The following is a 20,860-nucleotide window of genomic DNA, read 5'->3' as shown; positions in this document are numbered from 1 at the left end:
TAGCGATGTAATATACGGATATTTTACCTGAATTATTTCCTTGTTTTATGCGGACTAAAATAAGAAGTTAAAAGTGAACCTAAGGAAGCAGGATTAAGAGGTTGCCGTCGGCATCTGTCGAGTAGCGAGGGCGTTTACGCTCTTCGAGATAGAATACCAGCCCGGCTAATAGTAAGGCGTAGAGCGCGGCATGACGCCCGGCTTTTCCTAGTGCAAACAGAATGAGCAGAATACCCCCGGCAACAAACAAATAGTACTTTTCGGCATCACGTAAAGCTCGTAACGACATCGGAGCAATGAAACCACTGTAAAGGCTTAGATGTGTGGCTGTTGCGTCTTTATCATCCCCAACTAATAGAGCCGAAGGCATAACAACTGTTTGGCCTTCAATCGTAATAGGCAAGTATGAATTGTGCCTATCGGCGCTACTGGTTCGGTCGTAGAACTTTAACCCTTGCGAATCATAGGCCGAATCGCCCGTACCTGTAACCGGGTGGCTATGGAACGTAATCGGTAAAGCCCCCGATGCTATGCACTCATTGAGTGTGTTTTGCAACGCGGTCTTTGAGGTGGCATAGGCTTTCCGTTTGTCGTCTAACTGGTTAGGCAGTTGTACCCATCTCGTAACAGCTAATGTTCTGGCCTTAACGTCTGGATAGGCAAACAGTACACCCCCGGTTTCTTCACTTTTCGGGTAAGCCTTGTGTAAGGACTTTAGAACAGTAGGCGTAACAGTAATCAGGAGCGGTGCCGCTAAAACCAGCGTTGGCCGGTTTTCGGTTGTTATCTGTCGGAATATTCCCGCTTTTACTAAGTCCGTAATCATGCCGTTAGAAGGGTTAAGAAACAGCCGGAACAATGCCCCGGCTGTTATCTGGTCATGGAACATCTACTTTAGAAGTCTGGACAAACACAAAAGAGCAAGCAATAAGAAGCTGATACCAACCTGCTTATTTCGTTTGATATAGAATAGCACTAACACAATGCCAGTGAGCAAAAGCAGGAACCAGTCTAAAGCCTGTAAACCTGTTGGCGCGTTAGAAACTACATCAGCGGCATAGACCGGAACATCGGTAGCCGGGTAAGGCGTTGATAGGGAGAAGAAACCATTTGAAAGACTATTGGCCCATTCTTGAGCATACTTGTCGATCATTACCCCGAACAAATGGTCGTGACTGGCAAACAGGGCGTTCCAATCGGCTGTGTTAAAATCCGGGCCTTTCCATACAGCCGGATAGGTGGCTATAAAGTCCTGAATCCCTTGCGCCGTTGGAATGTCATACAAAGAGCCTGGAACAGCGGTTAATTGCTCCTGCACGATTACAACCGGCAAACTTTCCATTTGCCAATGTTGCCGGACATACCCAAAGAACTGTTTTAGCTCTTGCGTGAAAGTTTCGCGGCTGGTTCCCCGGTCGTTATAACCATGCTCTACCAAGATTGCACGGACACCTGTTTTGGGTACGTAGTTGGTCAGAACGTCTTCAAGCGGTTCAAACGGTTGACGGCTCGAAGGGTCGCTAACGCCCGGTGGGAAACTGGTTCGTGGCGATACCCCGTTAATTACGTCGAGGTTCATTTTAAGATTAGAACCGCCGTACCCACAACCATAGATCAAGACGGGCACATTGAGCCTATCTACCAATAAATCCCCCAATTGCCCCCAACTATCGGGCGCTCCGTGGAATGGCCCTACTTTGCTGGTCAACTTACCAAACGCATAGTTGCGGGTGGATAAGTCGTCTAGGAGTGTAATCACTCGTTCATCATTGGCGGGTAGTTGGTGGTCGTGATCGTGCCCCCCTTGAATAAACGAATGACCAAAAGCTATAAAGACTTCACCAACGCCAACCCCATCAATAATTACTTGATCGTTCCCAGATACGACGGTTAGTTTATACCAGCCGCCCGGAATACTGATGCTTTCAGCAAATGAACCGTCTGCATTTACCGGAATCGTTGTGACAATGGGAAGGGCATAGGCTAACGTCTGAACTTCTCCAACCTGCTTTACCTCGAACGTTGCTGTAACTTCGTTTGCCCCCGGTGCATTGCCAATAACCGGAATGAGGGCTTTGTTATCTGAACGTTGGTAGACGCAATTCAGATAAGGAGCCGATAACGTTAGGTTAGTTGCCATGTGCTGCGAGGGTAGCGAGTACAAACAGAAGGGAAAAGAATAGCCCTAACAGCACCCCCAGCCGAACAACCGGCGCGGCCTGCTTAAAGTCGGTGCGTAAGCCGTTTAAGATGTACTCGGATAGAAAGGGCGATAAAACGGAGTAGGCTAACCATGAACCGCCCAACGTTACCGAAACGGCATATAAGATAGACGCAACGGACTTGAGCGCAAAGGACAAAAAACCTTGTTCCACTACGGCACTAAAGTAGTCCCCGCCTAAGTAAATTAGGTACAAGAACAGAGCCTTACGGAGTAGGTCAGTAATCCGGTTACGGACTTTCTTTTGCTTATCGGCTTCATCGTCCTGAATCTGTTCGGTAGTGACTAAGCCCAACTCTTTACGCAACTCATTAGCCTGTGATTCAGCATCATCGGCATAGCGGTAAAGGCGTTGTTTATCTTCGTCGGTTAGGGCTTTTACGGCTTGTTGGCGGTAGATGTTGGCTTGCTCATCATACCCGGCAATTTGGTCTAAACGTTCTTCTCGTTCCCGTTCGGCCTGTTGTGTTTTTTCTACGGCGAGCCGGGCTAATTCAGCCTTTAGCTCGCTTTCTTTATCTTCGATTTCGTAGGTTCTCATAGTGTAGGTTTTTAGATATTGGCAGGAACTAACCGGCGTATCTGTTGGCGGACATCGGCAATGGTGATTACTCCGTCACGGTTAGAATCTAACTGGCGATTATAGCGGTAGCGTCTACGGTCTAATGCCGTTGCTCCGTCAGCGCGGTATAAAACTTGGTGTTCTGGCTTACCCAGATAGGCCGGGGCAAATACGACGATATAGACATCATAGACGTTGTGCATTTGCCCAGCATACGGAGCGAAATAGCGTTCGACCCAAATCAATTGTTCTACCGCTCCCATCCGGCCCAACTTGCGAACGGAGGTGTCTAAACGTCTGATACCGTAGGGGGTAAACTGGATAAATCCGACGGCCCCAGAGTACGGGTTTTTGATGTCAGGTCGAAACGTTCCGGCACTTTCGAAGCACATAACCACCATTAACCAATCGGGCTTTACTTTTAAGCGCCCGGCCATTTCGTTTACCTGTGCGACGAATGCGGCCCGGTAGGGAGCGGGTACTTTGCTTTCGTAAAGCAAGCCCATCGGAGCGGCTTTTGTGGGTGGATGGGCAAAGAGAAGGGTAGGCACTGCCAGAAGCAGCGCAAGTATAAAACGCTTCATAAAGAGGAGGGAGGATGTGAAAAGAGAACAGGCCGGGACGGTTGCCCCGGCCTGTTAAGGTCTAACAGTTTGCCTTAGCGATTAGGCCGCTATTTGGTCTACGGGAACGTAGTGGACGGTTTCGATGCAGATATTAAGTGGATACGTGGCGTTATTGGCCTTTATATCGATGTTCTCTTTAATGCCCACATTAAAACTCCTGATTCGTTCTACTGTGGTCGCATTGCTGGCGGGCATGGTTATAGGCGCATTCGACAAATAATTACTGAACCCGTTGGGCACATCGAGGGGTACTTTACCATTCAGATAGTCGAGGATTTCCCATTCGTTTAGGTAAGTTGACCCGCCTGCTAGGCCACCGTTCGCGGCTGCGGCTTTGGCAAAGTCGCGGCCTGATTGCCGTCTTAGAAGAGCTTGATTCCCGTTTGTATTCATTAGGGTTACATAGGCTTCATCACCTTCAACCAAAATTGTTTTTACCGTTGCGTCGGTCAACGAAACGAACTGAAAACTAGAGCGTTTTACAAATCCTTTTGTCATTGCTGTAGAGAAGTTTTAAGAGCTAATACTAAGAGTTGTTTTCAACCACCAACACCGCCGACGATCCAAAACCCATTGCAAACGATAGATTGTATGAACCAGCCGATAAGGCTTTACTGGCTCCCGGTGCAAGGCTGTAAAGCGAGTTTAACACGGCTTGTTTTGCTTCGTAGGGCAATGACGCCAAAGCCGTGTCGATTGCGTCGTCGGTTAGAAATGCATTGCTAGCAGATGCATTTACAACAGTGGTTTTGTCGCCAACTTTTGCCGTAATCACCCCGGCTGAATTAATTACTGTGAACGTTTTTGCCATTGTTATGGTCGGTTTAAAAAGAGGAAAGTGAGAACTACTAATGCCAGAATTGGCAAGGCTTTATTTTCGGGACTTGCGCCCGAATCGACCGTAATAGGAACCCGGTTTCTGATTACCTGCTTGATTTCCCAAATGGTAATATTCCCGTCTCCGTTCGTGTCTAAGGCTTTGTTTAGCTCGTACCGACGTTTACCAATATCAGTCGATGCTGTTTTTGTGTAGACGACCTGTTCATCAGGTTTACCCAAATAGGCCGGGGCAAATACAGCCAGATAAACATCGTACACCGTCGCAAACTTTGATTTGTAGGGCGTTAGATATTTCTCTACATAATCAAGTTGCTGAATCGCAGTCATGGCCTTCAGTTGCGCCAGCGTAACGCCTAAACCAACTATTCCGCTTTCGGTAAACTGAATCAGACCAACGGCCCCGGAACCTTTGTTCGTGACGGAAGGGCTAAACGTTCCGGCACTCTCAAAGTCCATCACGATCATTAACCAATCCGGGTTAATTCCTAACCGTGAGCAGACCGCTTTTACTTTTTCGATAAAGGCCATCCGGTACGAGGCCGGTACTTTAGTTTCGTATGCAAGTGCCATAAAAACAGTTATTTAATTGATACAGCACTCTTAACAATCCAGTGATACGAGGTTATATAGCCCGCTAATGATGTCTCAGAATAGCGAACAAAAATGTTTCGATTGCCTTTATTCGGCACATCGGGTATAACCTTTTCGGAGACGTATTTGCCTAAGACTTGCCCCGCTTTAGACTGTACGTTATTGCCCAACCAATCCGATTCTACGCCATAGGGAGCCTTATCTATCCGAATGTTTGCGGTAGTGGTCGCTGTTACGGTTTTAGTCGTGGTGGTCGTTGTTGCGGGTTTAGTCGTTGTGCCGGTAGTAGTACCGCCCGTTGTGGTGGCGGTTTTATTCCCATTGGTGATTGCCCAGAACTGCGTAAGTTCTTCCTGACTCAGTTCATTCGTTAAATCGCTGGTCAAATCGGCACTATACAACGCCCGGTAAGCCTGAGAAACAGCCTGATAGTTTGTGATGGCACGGGCTGTTGCAAATAGGGCTTCTTCGTCTGTACCATCGCCAGCCATAAATAAGCCTGTACCGCTCGGATTCATGGCCTGCCGTAGCTGGATGGCCTGTTGGATAGAAAGGTCAGACCCGGCATTCTCGGAATAGACTTGTGCTTTACTCTTGTCCCAACCGCGTTTTAGCTGCCAAACCAGATAAAGCAGTAATACCCAGAATAAGACTTTGTTAACGTCGATTTGCGATTTAAACGATTGCTCTTGCATCACTTCTTAGCGAAAGGATTAAACGAGGATTTGACCGCGTTGCCGATGTCAGGAAACGCATTGAAAAAGTCCAGAATACCTACACCCCCTTTGGCCTGTTTTTCCTGCAAGGATTTTAGGGCACGTAGGTTCTGTTCGGTCAGGACGGTTCTAATCATAGCCGGGTCGTCCTCAATCATATCGGCCAGATTTTCAATTACTTCTAATGCTTTTATGGAGCCTTCACCCTGAACGTCAGGGTTAAGGAATGATTTCTCTAATGCCCGGAACAAACGCTTTAATTGAGCTAGGGTGTAATCCGGGGTAAGTTCGATTTGCTTGGTAGTGTGTTCCATTTTCGATTAATTGATTAGTCGCCAAATACTGACGATCCGCTAAATACTTTCTTGATTTCGCCAACCTTCTGAACGGTTTCAGCGGCATTTTTGGCCGTCTGGAAAATGTCCGGGGTGCCGTCGCCATCGGCATCTTCTTTTAGATAGGATTCAATTTTGGCAACCTTGTCAAAGAGTTCTTTCACATCCTTAGAGAGTTGTTGAAGCATGAACTCTTTATAGGCATTGGCTTCAATTTCCCGCTTCACATGGTCAGGAATACCGTAGGCGTTGGTCGATGGTATCTGATACGAATTTTGTTGCATAGCCGGGCTAGATTGGCCTTTAGTGAAGGTGGTTTCAAATGCGCCGTTGTACTTATCGGGCTTGTCTGCGGCCTTGAGCTTGTAAGCCCCAGCCGGAAGGAACGTTAAAGCTGTTTGAAAGTCCTGTACCGACTGTTCTAGGTTATCGTTAGCTGAATATTCGCCCACCTTAGCCGAACCGTTCATAATGCGCCAATACGGGGTTTTGTAATGGCGTAAGTAGTTGATTGCGTCCTGTGTTGTGTCCATCGGCTTAGAGGTTTAGCCCGGCCCGTTAGAGCCGGGCTAATTGATTACTTGGAGTGCTTCTTAATCAGCGCATCCTTTTTCTTTTTGCCTTTGTCGAACTCGGCCTTTTTTACATCATATTTTTCCCAAGAGGATACAGGAGCCGAACGTTTTGGTTTTTTTGGAGCCTTAGCCATTGTTTTACAGGAGGTTAAAAATGAATGAGGTTAAAATTAGCCGGGTCTTATTGACGTTGCCCAGCCCGGTTATTGGGCCTTATTGACGTTGCCCTTGTTGGTTCTACCGATACGAGCGTTTCCGCTTTTTACCCATGCCCAGCGCGGGTGCAATGACAGGATTCCAGAGCAGTAACAGCGCAAGAATTACGACTACCCACCAATAGTTAGACAGGAACGTAGTGATCTGTTCGCCAATCGTTGCGGCTTGGTAGGTGATTTTGTCGTCGTTACCGCCTGAGCCTGTGCCGCCTGAGCCTGAACCACTTGAACCTGTGCCACCTGTACCTGATCCGCCGTTGCCTGTTCCACCTGAACCGCCTGTACCAACGGCCCCCCATGTTGTTGTGATGGTGTCTTTTGGATAGGTAGAAGCCCATCCCGTTGTACGGTCATAGCCCGTAACAACTTGGAAGCCAGCAGGCAAAGTAGCAACCGGAAACCGGCTGTCGAGATTGGTTGCGTTGCTTGCATTCAGGTTCAGTGCCGAACGGATGTCTGCGTCCGCACCGTCTTCAAATGTATTTTGAAGCGTTGTTGAGTAGCCAAGGTTATTGAGCCAAGCGCGGGTTTTAACCACCATTACCCCGTTACCATCGCAACCAATTACATACTTTTTTGAGGTTGTACTTAGTACGGCCTCATAGAAGGGTAGTCCAGCGGCCTGTTGGCCCATCTGACTAATTTTTACATCTGCCATTTTTTGTGAACTGGTTTAAAAAAGAGGAAAGAGAAAACTAATAGGAGCGGGTTACGGAAGCCGCTGGATTCAAACCGGCCCATCCTGAATAAGGTATAAAGTCAGGGACAAAGGCAAGCCCGGTTCCCAGATTCGTTACTGCGGTTGGGAATCTGCTATCGTAAATGGTTTTGTTGGCACTAAACCCTAACGCTACAACCATATCAGCCGATAGCTTTTTGTCTAACGTATCGGTGTATACGGACGAGATGCCGAGACTACGAACTACGGAGGGAGCCGCGAACTCTAACTCAGCGTCCAGATTTGCGATACCAACAAACTTGCGCCCGGCTAAGACGAACTCGTAGATAGGGCATTTGGCCCGTACTTGTCCAATTTGGGCTATTCTAACGTTTGCCATTTTTAGATTTTTTGGAGTTAAAAAAGAGGAAGTAGAAAAGGAGAACGATAGCCACAAACGCAATGATTAGCGTTGTTGGACTCGTGAAGTCGATATTGAACAGCTTGCCGCTAGACGTTGGCGCGTTGTTACTGTCTGTTGTATCGGTGCTGTTGTCGATACTGGCAAGGGTAGGGTAAGTATTTGCCAACTGCTGTTTCCCGATTATTCCGGCCTTAGACAGTACACCGATTTCAGTATTCACAAAGCCTAAAATCGTGTTAACCGTGTTGATTAACTTACTGTTTCCCGATTGTTTAGCGGTCGTCTGGCTTTGGGTCAATACGGCCTTATCCGAATCGGTTAACGGCTTATCCGGGTCAATACCCATATCAAGCAGGTAAGCCCGTATATCGGCATCCGAAATGCCCGATAAGTCGATTTCGTCATTCATTGGCTTAGAAAATTTTGGTGAAGTTTTTCAGTAGATCGCTCTGTAAGTCAAACGACTGCTTTACAGGGAATTGGAACAGTTCAGCGTACACCACCCCATCGAGCGTTAGATTTATTTTGCCCGCTTGGAGCGATGCCCAAAATGTACTAGCCGCCGAAATCGCATCTAACGCCCCGATGGTCACGTAAACCGGCATGACCGTAGTGGCTTTGGGCGCAATGGTTAGGGCATCTTTAATGAGTGCTAAACCAATTGATTTGCCCGACGTGATGACATCAAAATCAGCCGATTTAACCCGTATTGAGCCGCTACTATTGTTGGTCACGTTGACCGGAATAATGAACGTTAGTGCCCCACTTTGTAACGAAATCTGTTTCGGAACTCCGAGGGCAAAGTTTAGCCGTTGGGCTGTATTGACCTTGTAGAGAATCCAGAGGACTATTAAGGCAATAGCCGCAATGAGTATGAAGCCTTTTTTATTCATCGCTTACGACGTTTGCGTTTTTTGAGATACACGAACAGCAGGAACAAGACTGCCAAGCCAGCCAGCCAGTAATACAGGGTAGGGGTGGGTGCGTTGCCGGGGTCAGTTAGGTCTTTATTCCCTGATGGAGCCGCTTGCAGTTCTTTAACCAGCGTTGCGCGGATTTCGCCAAGTTGGGTTAAATCCGCCGTGTAGTTTTTTACAAGCTGTTGTATTTGAAGCTGTTGAACGGCTTGCGCGGTTGCAGACTTTCCTGTGAAGTAGTTAACCACTTGCCCAACAACTGGAACAGTAGAAACAGCCGCTGTAAATGACTTTAGCAGAAAATCATAGGTTGGGTCTCCTGCATTCTTTAAGCTGTTGAGCAGTTGATTAACACGTCCCTGAATGAATGAAACCCGGTTGTTTATGGCTGTTATCCGGTCGGTTAGCCATTGGTTTCGTTCGGCTTGGGCTGTACCCGTGTAAGCTACTTTAACGGCTTCGATGGTTGAGCTAGACGCTTTGTTGATGGCATCCAATTCGGGCCACATTGGTGTTTCATCTAACCAGAAGTTACTACCGCCCATGCCAAACCAATTCCAAGTATCGGGGTTTGGTATGCCACTATCCGCCTTCGGGTCGAAGTATTCTAGTACACCAGCATAAACCGTATTAACATCTGCCATTAACCTACCTTGCTTCGTTTGAACGACACAAGATTAGTATTGATTTGACTATTGATTTAGGTATAAGTAAGTTAGCAGGATAATTCGCCCGAAAACCTAAGTTAAGCCGAGTATGAGCGAGAAAACCGGAGTTAAGACCCAAGCCAAATTTTGCAAACAGGATTTTTTGACCATGTATGATGGTGTTACAATCGAGGTTTTCGAATCGTGGATTGAGGATATTAAAGTAGAGATCGGATGGAAAGCGAAAGGCAAACAGATATTCCCGCCTAGAGTAGCCCAGCGAATTATAGAACACATCGGGCAACCAATAAGCTTAAAGGTGTTGAATCAGTAGAACCGCGCTATCTGGATTTTGGTAAAATACAAACGCAGGCCGAATAAGCCTGCGTTTGTATTTTGTATTTTTACCGGAGTAGGCATATAACTACGAATATGTAAAGGGATTTAACAGAGAAGTGTAATTAATTTCAATTAGTCTTTATCTACAAAAAATCATATCTATTAAACCTTTATATTTTCGTTTTTTTTCCAGTGTTATCACCATATTCGTTAACGATCTGTCTAATATTGATTAAAGTTTCTACTATATAACTTTGATCTGTTTCTAGTTTGAATCTTAAGAAATTACCGTCTTTGTCATGGTCTGATAGCTCTCCTTTTACAATTACATTACCTGTTCCATCGTAGCTAACTGTAAGCAACGGGATGCTTTCATGAAAGAGTTCCGCTTCACCTTTTAAGAGAGAGTGAGCCGTATATAATTCATTATAAAAATTATAAATCTCACCTGTAGAAAGGTACAATTCCTTTTCCATTAAAAATCTGCTACCTCTAAAAGTAAGCTTACTAGTTGTTTCATACCCCCCCCACATACAGGTATGAGCTGGATAGTTAAACACTTCCTTAATCTCTATTTCAACAAATCCGTTTGGCCCCTTAATTAAAAAATTCATTTGTTATATAAGTGCAAATATGTTAGTCTATGCTTGAAAACACTCAAGATGGTAGCTGTATTTATCTAGCTTAAAGTCAATCGTTACCCATTCTACTAGGCGATTCGCTTGATATTGACGAATCGTATAAGGGTTATACAGGAGTGGATCTTTGCCAGGTGGATTGAAGAGTTTTCTTAGGTACGTAATCGGTATTTGATCCACGTTTATTTCGCCTATCAATTCGTCATTACCCTTGTCGTACCAACTTATCAAACGCTGAATTTTCATGTTGTTTAATTTGCGTGGCTGTTGCAAAAGTCTGGAATGGGCCAAAAGTTTCTAGTTTACCAGCCCAAAGGCCGGGCTATCGAGATTTTGGTAAAATACAAACGCAGGCTCGTTTGACCTGCGTTTGTATTTTGTATTTTCTCTAAAGTGGATTTATAACTAGATATAGTACACTAAAACTTTCCTGATCTCATAATTTCAACTAACTGACTTCTCATTTCCTGGTCAACTCCTTCTCGTTTCAACTTTTCTTCAAATGTATTTTTGTATTGCTCAGAACAGAGGCCTCCTTCAATGATGAATAGATCTTGTGCAATATTGGATATCAAATACCATTCTGAATCACTTAATACTGCTCTTTCTCTTTTCGAAGGGCCACGACTCCAATTATCCAAATTTCCCTTATAACGTCGGAAAAGTTCTATTTTCTTGGAATTCAACATCGTCCCAATATTTGTATGTATTCAAAAATGCAGGTCATCTTATTGCAAATCTTTCCAAGTCTCATAGATCGTTTCACGTAGAAAGATTATATCACTTTTGCAATCTTTCCAAGTAGTTGAGTTTAATACTATTTTATCAGCCTCCGAAAGTGAAACATTCAATACTCGCATCAGTACTTTTATTGAATCCACTTGGCTAAAGCCTTTATTTTTAAGCGACAGAAGGCCTGCTTCAATGTCTTTTTCCGACTCAAAGGCATTCAAAAAAGTAGCTATACTATCCATATTTAAAGTTTTATGTAAATGGCACTATATTAGTTAACCTTTGGCTGACAATTTTTCAACGGCTACCAAAACAGGCCCTTCTGAAAGGTCTTTCAGTTCTGCCTTAACCAAAGTACCTGGTGTGAATTCCCATACTTCATCCTCAGGATCATATAGTTCATGACCTTGAAGTTGATAGACTCCGCCCCCAATTAGTTGAGCTGGAACGGATTTATAAACTTGAGTACCTTCTTCCAGTAACTGAACATAAATATTTTCTCCCATCTAATAGAGCGTCAAATCTGTTGCATAGTTGGCAATAAGTTAGTGTAATCTAACTTTCGTTTTGTACTGCTCAATATAATACTCAATTGAGTGGGCTGTACCTGTTTCGGTTAGCTCGCCTGTTGCTCTATCAATAATAACAGGAGCATTGCCCACAACAGCCTTGCTAAAATCGCCAGTTTCGAGAAACTCCTTTGAATCATAGAAGAATATCCAGCCAAAAGATTCTTCCCGACTCTTAGTTAGGACTAATGTTATTTGTTCCTGATTATAAGTAGGATTGTTTTTCCGCAAATAGGCTAAATACACAGGATCGTACGCAGTATAGTCATTATTCATAGCTTGGACATAAGCAAAGGCTATTTCCTTGGCATCCTCATAAGTAAGCATAGTTCCTGTTGTATAATCTCCTATCTGTAAAGCTAAAGAAAAAAAATCTCGGAAAGTCCTAGCCCGAAAATGGCCTAGTTGTCAGAAAGTCCTGCGAAAGTCCTCAAAAAGTTGTCAGAAAGATATATCCCGCCCCTGAAGATAGCCCCAGAGTAACCTTACTATCCCGCTCATAGAATATTTGGACAACGACAAATGGACATGGACACGGACAATATTTATATATAAGGGAAATTTGTCTGTCTGTCCAAAATATTATTCTGAAACCGCTACTTGATTGATACCACTTTGTGAAATATTATTCTGTTTAGAGGTAGTTTTTGCATCTTTACTCAGAAAATCTTAGACAAATACAATGTCTAAAAATGTCTGGACATTTTGGACAGACAGACATTTTACCCTTATATATATTTTTGTCTGTCTGTCCATATATATAGGGGGCGTCTGTCTTTGTCCAAAAATTAGAATAGTGAAAGTTTGGGCAATAAAAAACCCGGCTGGTTGGCCGGGTTGTATCGTGACTGACTGAAAGCGGCATAAGAGCTTTACTGCCAGTCAAGCTTCTACTACCTTGAAACTTCTGGTGCGTGTGTAATTGGTGAAGTGTGTGGCCGCCCAGGTCTTAGCCTTGTTCATTGCTTGAACCTCGTTTTCAGCCCATACTTCAAGTTGCCCCTTAAGCTCACCTATTGCGTAATCAACTATGTATTTTTTACCCTGTGACATGGTGGTTAGATATAGTTTAGAATGGTGAATCTTTAACTAACTGGTAATTCTTCTGTGCATCGGCAGTAAGCAATCCTAAGTCTATGCCGTCTTTAATAGCTCTATCGGCTGTCTTCTCTGATACGATACCTTTGTTTGGGTTGTAGTAGCGCGTTACGCGGCTATTTAATTCCTTCTTATTCAAATTGGTATCCGGCCCGAATGCCTGTTTAAAGATTCCCCGTAATCGCTCTTTTTCTTCGGCTTCAAGTTCTTCTTCTGTTTTTTTAGATTCCTTTGTCAGAGCCTTCGCTACGGTTTCGTCAACGAGCGCCAGCCGCTTTAGATCAATATCCCATTGACAGAAAACCGGCTCGAAATCAGGAGCATGACGAAGCGTCTTACATTCAATGCTCGTGATGCCTTTAGCTCGGTCTTTCTTAATGGAAATAGTACCCGCGCACTTACGACCTAATCCACTGCCAATGTGCCCCCTAGCTTGCCCATTACCGAAATTCTCATGGATAACCGTTATGATAGTGCATTTCTTTTCTTCGGCGTAATCACCCAACATTTCAAGCAATTCGTTAGCCTTTATTTCATCATTCACCGATGCCATGAAATCGGCAATACCATCAATAAAAATGATGTGTATATCTGGAATTAGTTCGAAGGCTGCTTTAATGGCTTCTACCCGGTCATCAGGTCGGTACTTTTTCCAGTTCCAAAAACGGAGATTCTTCGGAGTGGTTTTAGTGTCGATCATCCGCAAAACTTGGTTATGAAGTTTCTGCGTACTCCCTTTACTCATTTCGGTATCGATATAAATAACGTTACGCCCCTTTGCAGGTGGCGCGGTAATGCTCAGCGTATCAACGTCTTTACCCGACACGAAGGGTGCGGCTATCATGGCCGCAATGACCGCCGATTTACCAGCTTTAGGTAGTCCAGTTATGATCGACAATTCATTCTCAACGGCGTAAGTAGAACCGTTGATATTCAGGACGGGTATAGGTTCAGGAAAGCTAGTTTCGTGGGTTATCCGGTTGCTTTCTAGTTCAGCAATATCAAACTTCCATTTTGAAGGCTTCTTGCTGACTAACGGCACTACAGGAGTAACGTTATTGTTGCGCTCAACCAGCGCGTTAATGTCAAGTTCTGGTTTATGCATGGGCAAATTGGGAAGGGTTGAGTTGCCGTTTTATGTAGTCGTCAGCGAGTTTAAAGGCGGTGTCGCTCCAAGCTCCGGCACGTTCGGTTTCCGCGTCTAGTAGCAGATTTAAACGAATATTTTGGCGTTGAACCTTATACCATTCATCGACAAACCCGGCTGTTTCCTGTTGCATAAATTCGGCCATTCGGTCAAAGGCTTTCACGAACGCCAACAGCGTAGAAATTTCACTTTCTACGCTGGCTATCTGTTTGTGTAGCAGTTCGGTAAAGGCTTCATCCTGTTGTTTAATTAGGTACTCTTTCCGGCTGATTTTCCGGCTAATGAGTTGGAGTACAGCTGCCCGACTTTCGTCGTATAGGGTGCGGGTTATGTGGGCTGATAGCATGGATTTAATGGCTGCAAACCGGGCAAACGACTTGCGCCGGTTTAACTCCGTCCAAATGCCGCCAGCCCGTAGGTAGGAGCCATTTTGTACGTCGTCCATTCAGAATAGGGAGGTTTGTTGTTTGGCGGCTTCTTTCTTTACCTGTTTGGTATGTCGCCCGATGGATGCTAAAATGTCCTGTGCTTTCTTGCGGTCGTCATGCTTGCCTGTGGCTAACAGCTTACGCATTTCCCGGAGTTGGTCACGCTGGTTGCTCATGGATTGGCTGAATGTAAAGGAGTAAGTCAAGGGGAAGCACTACAGAGACTTTGCAACCAGCTACGTAGCTGTACAGGTGGATGCTTGTTTTGGTGATCTTGCCAACATTGAACCGTAGGTTTTTGTGTTCTACATCAGCAGACCAAACGTCTAAAACCCGCTCAAATAGAATTGATTGCTTTAGGGTCAGGTGAGCCGAATTTCTAAACGTTGCCTTGAACGTTTCGTCGCTGGAAACCAGATGGTTAATGAATTGTTGCTTTAGGTTAGGTCTCATGGTTTTACTTCAAGTAGGTGTGAAAAAGGAATACTAACATTAATCTCGAAGCCAGCTAAAAAACTGATAAAGTGAATGTCAGTATCTGTATGCCTATCGTATAAAAATTCGGCTTGTTTATCGCTACTCCGTATAAACCAACTGCTGTCAAAGGCTTCAAAATCAATTTGCTTAGGCCATTTTGCCAAGTAAGGATTCTTATCTTTTACGACAATGCTAAAGGGCTGGTCTGATATGGTCAGCCGTTCTATAAGTTGTTCTCGTAGCGTTTTCATGCGGCTTGTTCCATTAAAAGGGTTTCGAGCATTGCAGGTGTAGAAAAAGGTTGCCCGTCAATGTATCCCAAATGCTTACGGGCTAAGTCTAAATAGATCGACAATACTTCACGCGGGTTCTCGCAGTACTGGTAATGGTCCCGGAATCGCTTAGAGTAGTCGGTGCCATCCTCCGAAGCTGCTTTAAGCAATTCGGCCCGGAACATAAGTTTATTAGCATAATCTGCTGACTCGTATAGGCGACCGATTAAACCTTTTGATTTGACTATTTTCTTAGGCATAACAAATTGATGGTTTTTAGATAGATTTAACTTTCCTTTTGCCGTTATAACGGTAATTTGTAACGCTATAACGGTGACAAGTATAGATGCTATCTAAGACAAAATCAAAGAAATAATCAAAGATTTTTTTAAAATGGAACATCAGGGAAAACGACTAAAGCAAATCGCAAAAGAGCAAGGATTTGATATTCAAAGGCTTGCTGATGCATTGGAAATGCATCGTGTAACTATTGAGGGGGATTTTAAAGCGGAGAAACTTACAAGGAGAATTCTAAAGAAATACGTGTCAATATTAGATATTGATATGGATTCTTTCTTTAAAGGGGAACCGAGTGTTGCGGTAGCTAGTGATGCAAATAAGATAGAAAAGCTACAGGCTGAGATTATTTATTGGCAGCGTAAGTACATTGATTTACAGGAACGTTTTTTTCCGAACGCGGCACAACTGGTTTAACAAAATAGTTAACAGATTTATCAATTACACCTTTTAACACAGGGAACGGAAACAGTAATTGAGGGTGTTTGGGCCTGCATAGGGCTCGTGTCGCGTTTAATAAGCTACAGTGTGGGGTATATCAATTGAATCCGATATTCTCCACAGGTTTGCATAAATCCAACATGAAACGCCCGTACAGTCTGTATGGGCGTTATTTTTTTGTAATATTCCAGAGTTGTTAATCCTTACCAGTCCAAGTCCAATAAAAGGTCAAGGTGATAGAGCGAGACAGCAATGGAAATCACTACTTTAACGTGTAATCGTTACGATAAAGCGGGTAAAGAAGCGGTTCCCTTAAAGTTGGAGTGGCTAGTTCAGGTTATTAATTATAACCCGAGAGGGATATAAAATTGCCGATCTGGGTTATGATAATAAGCGATAGCTTTAGTACGCAGCCTATCGGGAATTATAAAATCAAAACTACAAGGTTATGTCATTGAAATCTGAAGAGGACTTGCTCGGTATGCAGCAGATCAGTCAAGTTGTGGGCTCCACTCTTAAGCAGATGCAACAGTATGCCCGGCCAGGGATGTCGACATTCGAACTGGACCAATATGGGCGACAATTGCTGGAACAGTACGGTGCCCGATCGGCCCCCAAACTTACCTATGGCTTTCCGGGTTGGACTTGTATTAGTTTAAATGAGGAAGTCTGCCACGGCATTCCTTCTGTCAAACGGATACTTCAGGAAGGAGATTTAGTGAACATTGATGTATCTGCCGAATTGAATGGCTATTGGTCAGACAATGGTGGCTCTTTCGTTTTAGGGAAAGATATTCATCAGCAAAGCGCTCTTGTCGAAGCTTCGAAGCGAATCCTGGCCAAAGCCATTAGCCATATCCGAGGGGGTGTACAAATAGCGGAGATTGGGCGCTTAATTGAAACAGAAGCCAAACGAAGTGGTTATCGGGTCATTAAGAATCTGGCCGGACATGGAGTAGGCCGGAGCCTGCATGAAGAACCTCATGAGATTCTATGTTATTATGATCGGTCCAATAAAACGCGGTTTCGAAAGAATTCAGTTGTGGCTATCGAGACGTTTTTATCCACCAAAGCCACGTATGCTCACGAAAAAGGGGATGGCTGGACATTAATTGCCAAGGACAGTTTTGCGGTGCAGCATGAACATACGATTGTCGTTACTGATAATAAACCGATCATCCTGACCGCTGCGAATCAATTATGGAACTAGAATCTTGATGCGACGATCTAATCGACACATTATAGAATAGATTTGCTCTTTCAATACATGGCTATTAAGCGTTTCGATAAAACCAGATAGCCACTTTCTTGATTACATAACAGGAAATTCAAGCGAATAAGCCATTTTGAATCTGTAAACTACTTCAATAGATGAAAACAGTCCATGTACTTTTTGCAGGAATATTCTCTCTGATAGTCTTTGGCTGTAAAACCCAAAACGATGAAATAACATCAACCTTTGATGTGGTAGCGCAGGGTATTGGCGGGGACTGCAAACTGCCACTGCTTGATTTCGGGTCTCGAACCGCCGAAGTAGGCGCGCTCATTGGTCAAACGTCTCCTTATAAATGGTATTACGCCGTTAATCTTGACTCAACTTATGCGAGGGCCGGCACAAGTCTTCAAGTGACAATTCGTAAAACAGCAGCAAGTGAAGACCGGGCTTGTACCACTATGGGGCCTGCATACCCTATTATCACTGTGACATCTGTCACTGCGAAATGAGAACTCAGCTTTTTCAATGAAAAGAAGGGTCTCCATTCCTTAAACAATTTCATAATCCTATAACAGCTATTGGGGCCGAGAGAAGTCTCTGGAATCGTAGCCTTCATTGTCTTTAAACCATTCTTCTCGACCATGTTTAACCTTGAAAATAAACACTAGCAACCAAGCAGAATTAAGTTGGCCTACTATTCTGTGCGACCCCGATGGGGTCGAATGTTTATAGTGAAAGCTCTTTTCTATAAACATTCGACCCATCGGGGTCGCACAGAATAGTAAATGATGGAATCTGATTCTGCTTGGTTATTGCTCGTATTTCGTTGATAATGAATTATCTGTTCTAATTCTTGAATATCACTGATCAAGTTAAATCTAAAGTAAAAGTTGAGGCAGCTAAATCACGTGGTGTTCATAGTTTTACAGTTTTTGTTTTTGTACGATTTGCCTTCTGGCTACCTTTGAGGTATTTATCTGTATTTGCTTTGGCATGGAAGTTTCATATAGTTGGTTAAAAGAGTTTATTGACTTACCCGAATCGCCTGAAGAAGTAGGCAAATTGTTGACGGGTACAGGTCTGGAAGTGGAAGGAATTGAAAAAATTGATATGATTCCTGGCGGATTGGCTGGGGTGGTAATTGGTGAAGTATTGACCTGTACCAAACACCCAGAAGCCGATAAGCTAAGCCTGACAACCGTCGATGTGGGGCAACCTGAGCCATTATCCATTGTTTGTGGGGCGCCTAATGTGGCGGCTGGCCAAAAAGTGGTGGTGGCGCTGGTCGGAGCAACGCTTCATCCTAGTTCGGGTGAACCCATTCAGCTGAAAAAAACGAAAATACGTGGCGCTGTCTCGGAGGGAATGCTCTGTGCAGAAGACGAATTGGGGTTAGGAACTTCCCACGCTGGTATTTTGGTGCTGGATACGACGCTGCCCAATGGAACACCTGCCGCTGTCTATTTCAACCTGGAAGCTGACTATCAAATTGCAATTGGTTTAACCCCGAACCGGATTGATGCTGCGTCTCATTTTGGTACAGCAAGAGATCTGAAAGCGGTGCTTAATCGGCCATTGCGCATGCCATCGGTGGATTCATTTGCCGTTAAAGATAACAGCAAGGCCGTGGCGATTCGCGTTGAGGATCAGTCTGCATGCCCCCGGTTTAGTGGTCTGACGTTAAGCGGGCTTCAGGTGGGAGAATCGCCGGATTGGCTAAAAAAACGATTGGTGAGTATTGGCCTTAAGCCGATTAACAATATTGTCGATATTACCAATTTTGTCTGCTACGACCTCGGCCAGCCACTCCATGCCTACGATGCGGCTAAAATTGCTGGCGATCTGGTTGTGGTGAAAACGCTGCCGGAGGGCACTCCGTTCGTAACCCTGGATGGCATTGAGCGTAAGTTACTCGCAACCGATCTGATGGTTTGCGATGCTGAAAAGCCTATGTGTATTGCCGGTGTGTTCGGCGGTTTGCATTCGGGCGTATCTGCCGAAACAACAAGTATCTTTCTGGAATCAGCTTACTTTTCGGCGGCTTCCGTTCGTAAAACGGCGCAGCATCATGGGTTGAAAACGGATGCGTCTTTCCGCTTTGAGCGTGGCACCGATCCGAACATGCCTGTTTATGCGCTAAAACGGGCCGCACTCTTGATTCAGGAGGTTGCCGGAGGATACGTAAGCTCCGATCTTATCGACATTTACCCCGACCCGATTCAGCCATTCCGGGTTCCGGTTCTGTACAAGCACATCGATCGACTGATCGGTATTGCCATTGACCATGCCGAGATACACCGTATCCTGGAAGCATTGGATATTACCGCTGAGCAAACCAGCGAAACAGGCTTTGTAGCCATTGTGCCACCTTACCGGGTCGATGTGACGCGTGAAGCGGATGTGATCGAGGAAATACTACGGATTTATGGGTTGGACAATGTTCCGCTGTCGGTGAATTTATCCGCTGATTCGCTATCCGAATTTCCCAAAACTGACCCGGATCAATGGCAAGGCCGGGTTGGTCAATTATTGGCGGCTAACGGGTTTTACGAAATCCTGACCCTGTCGCTTACCCGACCCGCGTTTAATGAGGCTATTCGGTCGACATTGCCGGGTGCTGATGTAACCCTCCTGAATCCGCTCAGCGATGAACTATCAGTGATGCGGCAAAGCTTGCTGTTCTCATCTCTGGAAACGTTGGTGTACAATATTAACCGACGACAGAAAGATCTTAAGACGTTCGAATTTGGCAAGGTCTATCATAAAGTTATAGGTGAGGATGGCAAATCCGCCTATAAAGAACGGATGCGGTTGAGTTTGGCAATGACTGGACAGCAACATGCTGAAAGCTGGCTCGAAAAAAATCAGCAACTTGTTTATCACGATTTAGCGTCAATGGTTCAGCGGGTGTTGAGTTTGTTCCGGGTCAAATCGTTTGAGACGCAGCCTGCCGATACGACTCTCTTTCAATATGGCTTAACGTATTTTGTTAATAAGAAACCAATTGTCAGCTTAGGGCTGGTTCAACCAAAATTGGCAAAACTGGTTGATCTGAAGCAGGACGTATTTTATGCCGATTTCGACTGGCAGGCGCTCCTGAAACTGTCGTCTACTAAGGCTCGCTATCAGGAAGTGCCTCGTTTCCCGGAAGTTAGACGCGATTTGTCGCTGGTATTGGACAAGCAGGTAAATTTTGAACAAATCAGCCGACTGGCCCAACAAACCGAGCGGAAAATACTGCGGGCTGTTAATGTATTTGATACCTATGAAGGACAAAATCTGGGTCAGGATAAGAAAGCCTATTCGGTAAGTTTTACGCTTCAGGACGAAGCCCAAACGCTGACGGATACCGCTATTGAAAAGACCATGAATCGATTGATGGCAGCCTTCGAAAAAGAGCTGGGCGCTGTGATTCGAAAATAAAGAATCAGGGAAATATGTGTGGTGAAAAAGGGGAGCTAAACTCAGTTTTGAACGTCTGATTGTTTATGGTTTCTGAAAAACAAATTCTGGCTCTGGTTGAGCGATTCGAGCACAAGCTGAAGCAACTACTTGTTAGATATAATGAATCTCGACAGCAGATACTGTTGCTGGAGGAGGAAAATGCTGCGCTTCAGGAAAGCCTGAGAGAAGAGCAAAAACAAGTACTGGAATTGCGACGGAAACTAGCCAGCATCGATAAAACGCCGGTTGCCCCCATTAAAAAGTCGACCCATACAATCAACCTCGAATCGAATAGCGCTCTTTTAGTACAGCTTGATACGTATATCAAAGAAGTGGATGAATGTATCGCTCATTTGAGTGCATTGAGTTAAATAATAAGCTATAAACGTCTGATGGACAGTTTTTCGAAGCTGACTGTCAGACGTTTATCGTTTG

General features: G+C 44.7%; 33 protein-coding genes. 6 read left to right on the top strand and 27 right to left on the bottom strand.

Annotated features, from left to right (window positions below; genetic code table 11):
- Positions 1-79: 79 nt before the first annotated feature.
- From ACYVGR_RS02270 to ACYVGR_RS02195, 16 genes are all read right to left on the bottom strand, one after another.
- Entirely contained in the window at positions 80-826 is a 747-nt protein-coding gene (locus ACYVGR_RS02270) for a hypothetical protein (protein ID WP_460953613.1), read from the bottom strand.
- Positions 827-889: 63 nt separating this feature from the next.
- Positions 890-2,140: a hypothetical protein gene (locus ACYVGR_RS02265; RefSeq protein WP_460953611.1), complete on the bottom strand. Its 1,251-nt coding sequence runs from the start codon at positions 2,138-2,140 to the stop codon at positions 890-892.
- A complete protein-coding gene (locus ACYVGR_RS02260) occupies positions 2,130-2,762 on the bottom strand; it encodes a hypothetical protein (protein ID WP_460953610.1) in 633 nt (210 codons plus the stop codon). The genes ACYVGR_RS02265 and ACYVGR_RS02260 overlap by 11 nt, the downstream gene beginning before the upstream one ends.
- Before the next feature lie 11 nt (positions 2,763-2,773).
- On the bottom strand, positions 2,774-3,367 hold the full coding sequence (locus tag ACYVGR_RS02255) for a transglycosylase SLT domain-containing protein (protein WP_460953608.1): 594 nt from the start codon (positions 3,365-3,367) through the stop codon (positions 2,774-2,776).
- A gap of 81 nt (positions 3,368-3,448) precedes the next feature.
- Positions 3,449-3,907, bottom strand: a complete 459-nt coding sequence (locus tag ACYVGR_RS02250; protein WP_460953606.1) for a hypothetical protein — start codon at positions 3,905-3,907, stop codon at positions 3,449-3,451.
- 28 nt (positions 3,908-3,935) lie between these two features.
- Positions 3,936-4,220 (bottom strand): hypothetical protein, encoded by a 285-nt coding sequence (locus tag ACYVGR_RS02245; RefSeq protein WP_460953605.1) that lies wholly within the window; start codon positions 4,218-4,220, stop codon positions 3,936-3,938.
- Between the two features lie 2 nt (positions 4,221-4,222).
- Positions 4,223-4,819, bottom strand: coding sequence for a transglycosylase SLT domain-containing protein (locus ACYVGR_RS02240; protein ID WP_460953603.1), 597 nt, complete (start codon positions 4,817-4,819; stop codon positions 4,223-4,225).
- Positions 4,820-4,827: 8 nt separating this feature from the next.
- Positions 4,828-5,535 (bottom strand): hypothetical protein, encoded by a 708-nt coding sequence (locus ACYVGR_RS02235; RefSeq protein WP_460953601.1) that lies wholly within the window; start codon positions 5,533-5,535, stop codon positions 4,828-4,830.
- Positions 5,535-5,870 carry a hypothetical protein gene (locus tag ACYVGR_RS02230; protein WP_460953599.1) on the bottom strand — a complete coding sequence of 112 codons (336 nt, stop codon included), beginning with the start codon at positions 5,868-5,870 and terminating at the stop codon, positions 5,535-5,537. The genes ACYVGR_RS02235 and ACYVGR_RS02230 overlap by 1 nt, the downstream gene beginning before the upstream one ends.
- A 14-nt stretch (positions 5,871-5,884) precedes the next feature.
- On the bottom strand, positions 5,885-6,424 hold the full coding sequence (locus tag ACYVGR_RS02225; RefSeq protein WP_460953598.1) for a hypothetical protein: 540 nt from the start codon (positions 6,422-6,424) through the stop codon (positions 5,885-5,887).
- A gap of 44 nt (positions 6,425-6,468) precedes the next feature.
- The gene (locus ACYVGR_RS02220) at positions 6,469-6,600 is read right to left on the bottom strand and encodes a hypothetical protein (protein WP_460953597.1); all 132 of its coding nucleotides are present in this window, start codon (positions 6,598-6,600) and stop codon (positions 6,469-6,471) included.
- Positions 6,601-6,703: 103 nt separating this feature from the next.
- The gene (locus ACYVGR_RS02215; protein ID WP_460953595.1) at positions 6,704-7,339 is read right to left on the bottom strand and encodes a hypothetical protein; all 636 of its coding nucleotides are present in this window, start codon (positions 7,337-7,339) and stop codon (positions 6,704-6,706) included.
- Positions 7,340-7,376: 37 nt separating this feature from the next.
- The gene (locus tag ACYVGR_RS02210; RefSeq protein ID WP_460953593.1) at positions 7,377-7,739 is read right to left on the bottom strand and encodes a hypothetical protein; all 363 of its coding nucleotides are present in this window, start codon (positions 7,737-7,739) and stop codon (positions 7,377-7,379) included.
- On the bottom strand, positions 7,726-8,172 hold the full coding sequence (locus ACYVGR_RS02205; RefSeq protein WP_460953591.1) for a hypothetical protein: 447 nt from the start codon (positions 8,170-8,172) through the stop codon (positions 7,726-7,728). Before ACYVGR_RS02205 ends, ACYVGR_RS02210 begins: the two co-directional genes overlap by 14 nt.
- 4 nt (positions 8,173-8,176) lie before the next feature.
- Positions 8,177-8,656 (bottom strand): LEA/WHy family protein, encoded by a 480-nt coding sequence (locus tag ACYVGR_RS02200; protein ID WP_460953590.1) that lies wholly within the window; start codon positions 8,654-8,656, stop codon positions 8,177-8,179.
- Positions 8,653-9,324, bottom strand: coding sequence for a hypothetical protein (locus tag ACYVGR_RS02195; RefSeq protein WP_460953589.1), 672 nt, complete (start codon positions 9,322-9,324; stop codon positions 8,653-8,655). Before ACYVGR_RS02195 ends, ACYVGR_RS02200 begins: the two co-directional genes overlap by 4 nt.
- 112 nt (positions 9,325-9,436) lie before the next feature.
- On the opposite strand from ACYVGR_RS02195, the gene ACYVGR_RS02190 reads away from it, so the two are divergent.
- Positions 9,437-9,661, top strand: coding sequence for a hypothetical protein (locus ACYVGR_RS02190; RefSeq protein ID WP_460953587.1), 225 nt, complete (start codon positions 9,437-9,439; stop codon positions 9,659-9,661).
- 175 nt (positions 9,662-9,836) lie between these two features.
- On the opposite strand, the gene ACYVGR_RS02185 is transcribed toward ACYVGR_RS02190, so the two are convergent.
- The 11 genes from ACYVGR_RS02185 to ACYVGR_RS02135 all read right to left on the bottom strand — a co-directional run bounded on the left by ACYVGR_RS02185 (position 9,837) and on the right by ACYVGR_RS02135 (position 15,287).
- A complete protein-coding gene (locus ACYVGR_RS02185; RefSeq protein ID WP_460953586.1) occupies positions 9,837-10,280 on the bottom strand; it encodes a WapI family immunity protein in 444 nt (147 codons plus the stop codon).
- Between the two features lie 27 nt (positions 10,281-10,307).
- The gene (locus tag ACYVGR_RS02180; RefSeq protein WP_460953584.1) at positions 10,308-10,550 is read right to left on the bottom strand and encodes a DUF7683 domain-containing protein; all 243 of its coding nucleotides are present in this window, start codon (positions 10,548-10,550) and stop codon (positions 10,308-10,310) included.
- A 482-nt stretch (positions 10,551-11,032) separates the two neighbouring features.
- Positions 11,033-11,278 carry a hypothetical protein gene (locus ACYVGR_RS02175; protein ID WP_460953583.1) on the bottom strand — a complete coding sequence of 82 codons (246 nt, stop codon included), beginning with the start codon at positions 11,276-11,278 and terminating at the stop codon, positions 11,033-11,035.
- 33 nt (positions 11,279-11,311) lie between these two features.
- Positions 11,312-11,542 (bottom strand): hypothetical protein, encoded by a 231-nt coding sequence (locus ACYVGR_RS02170; RefSeq protein ID WP_460953581.1) that lies wholly within the window; start codon positions 11,540-11,542, stop codon positions 11,312-11,314.
- A 39-nt stretch (positions 11,543-11,581) separates the two neighbouring features.
- On the bottom strand, positions 11,582-11,932 hold the full coding sequence (locus ACYVGR_RS02165) for a YrhB domain-containing protein (RefSeq protein WP_460953579.1): 351 nt from the start codon (positions 11,930-11,932) through the stop codon (positions 11,582-11,584).
- Between the two features lie 742 nt (positions 11,933-12,674).
- Entirely contained in the window at positions 12,675-13,808 is a 1,134-nt protein-coding gene (locus ACYVGR_RS02160; protein ID WP_460953577.1) for an AAA family ATPase, read from the bottom strand.
- Positions 13,801-14,295 (bottom strand): hypothetical protein, encoded by a 495-nt coding sequence (locus ACYVGR_RS02155; protein ID WP_460953575.1) that lies wholly within the window; start codon positions 14,293-14,295, stop codon positions 13,801-13,803. The genes ACYVGR_RS02160 and ACYVGR_RS02155 overlap by 8 nt, the downstream gene beginning before the upstream one ends.
- Positions 14,296-14,454 (bottom strand): hypothetical protein, encoded by a 159-nt coding sequence (locus ACYVGR_RS02150; RefSeq protein WP_460953573.1) that lies wholly within the window; start codon positions 14,452-14,454, stop codon positions 14,296-14,298.
- Positions 14,438-14,731 (bottom strand): hypothetical protein, encoded by a 294-nt coding sequence (locus ACYVGR_RS02145; protein ID WP_460953571.1) that lies wholly within the window; start codon positions 14,729-14,731, stop codon positions 14,438-14,440. Before ACYVGR_RS02145 ends, ACYVGR_RS02150 begins: the two co-directional genes overlap by 17 nt.
- Positions 14,728-15,006 (bottom strand): hypothetical protein, encoded by a 279-nt coding sequence (locus ACYVGR_RS02140; protein WP_460953569.1) that lies wholly within the window; start codon positions 15,004-15,006, stop codon positions 14,728-14,730. The genes ACYVGR_RS02145 and ACYVGR_RS02140 overlap by 4 nt, the downstream gene beginning before the upstream one ends.
- A complete protein-coding gene (locus ACYVGR_RS02135; RefSeq protein ID WP_460953568.1) occupies positions 15,003-15,287 on the bottom strand; it encodes a hypothetical protein in 285 nt (94 codons plus the stop codon). Before ACYVGR_RS02135 ends, ACYVGR_RS02140 begins: the two co-directional genes overlap by 4 nt.
- Positions 15,288-15,420: 133 nt before the next feature.
- Here ACYVGR_RS02135 and ACYVGR_RS02130 point away from each other — a divergent pair, with 133 nt between their 5' ends.
- From ACYVGR_RS02130 to ACYVGR_RS02110, 5 genes are all read left to right on the top strand, one after another.
- Positions 15,421-15,741 carry a hypothetical protein gene (locus ACYVGR_RS02130; RefSeq protein ID WP_460953566.1) on the top strand — a complete coding sequence of 107 codons (321 nt, stop codon included), beginning with the start codon at positions 15,421-15,423 and terminating at the stop codon, positions 15,739-15,741.
- Positions 15,742-16,213: 472 nt separating this feature from the next.
- Entirely contained in the window at positions 16,214-16,975 is a 762-nt protein-coding gene (gene map, locus ACYVGR_RS02125) for a type I methionyl aminopeptidase (protein WP_460953564.1), read from the top strand.
- A gap of 161 nt (positions 16,976-17,136) precedes the next feature.
- Entirely contained in the window at positions 17,137-17,490 is a 354-nt protein-coding gene (locus ACYVGR_RS02120; protein ID WP_460953563.1) for a hypothetical protein, read from the top strand.
- Positions 17,491-17,974: 484 nt separating this feature from the next.
- Positions 17,975-20,404 (top strand): phenylalanine--tRNA ligase subunit beta, encoded by a 2,430-nt coding sequence (gene pheT, locus ACYVGR_RS02115; RefSeq protein WP_460953561.1) that lies wholly within the window; start codon positions 17,975-17,977, stop codon positions 20,402-20,404.
- A gap of 65 nt (positions 20,405-20,469) precedes the next feature.
- Entirely contained in the window at positions 20,470-20,796 is a 327-nt protein-coding gene (locus tag ACYVGR_RS02110; protein WP_460953559.1) for a hypothetical protein, read from the top strand.
- The last annotated feature ends 64 nt before the right edge of the window (positions 20,797-20,860 follow it).

This window comes from Spirosoma litoris (assembly GCF_054776755.1).
The sequence above is the reverse complement of the archived record's forward strand: the minus strand, read 5'-3'. Positions and strand labels throughout refer to the sequence as shown.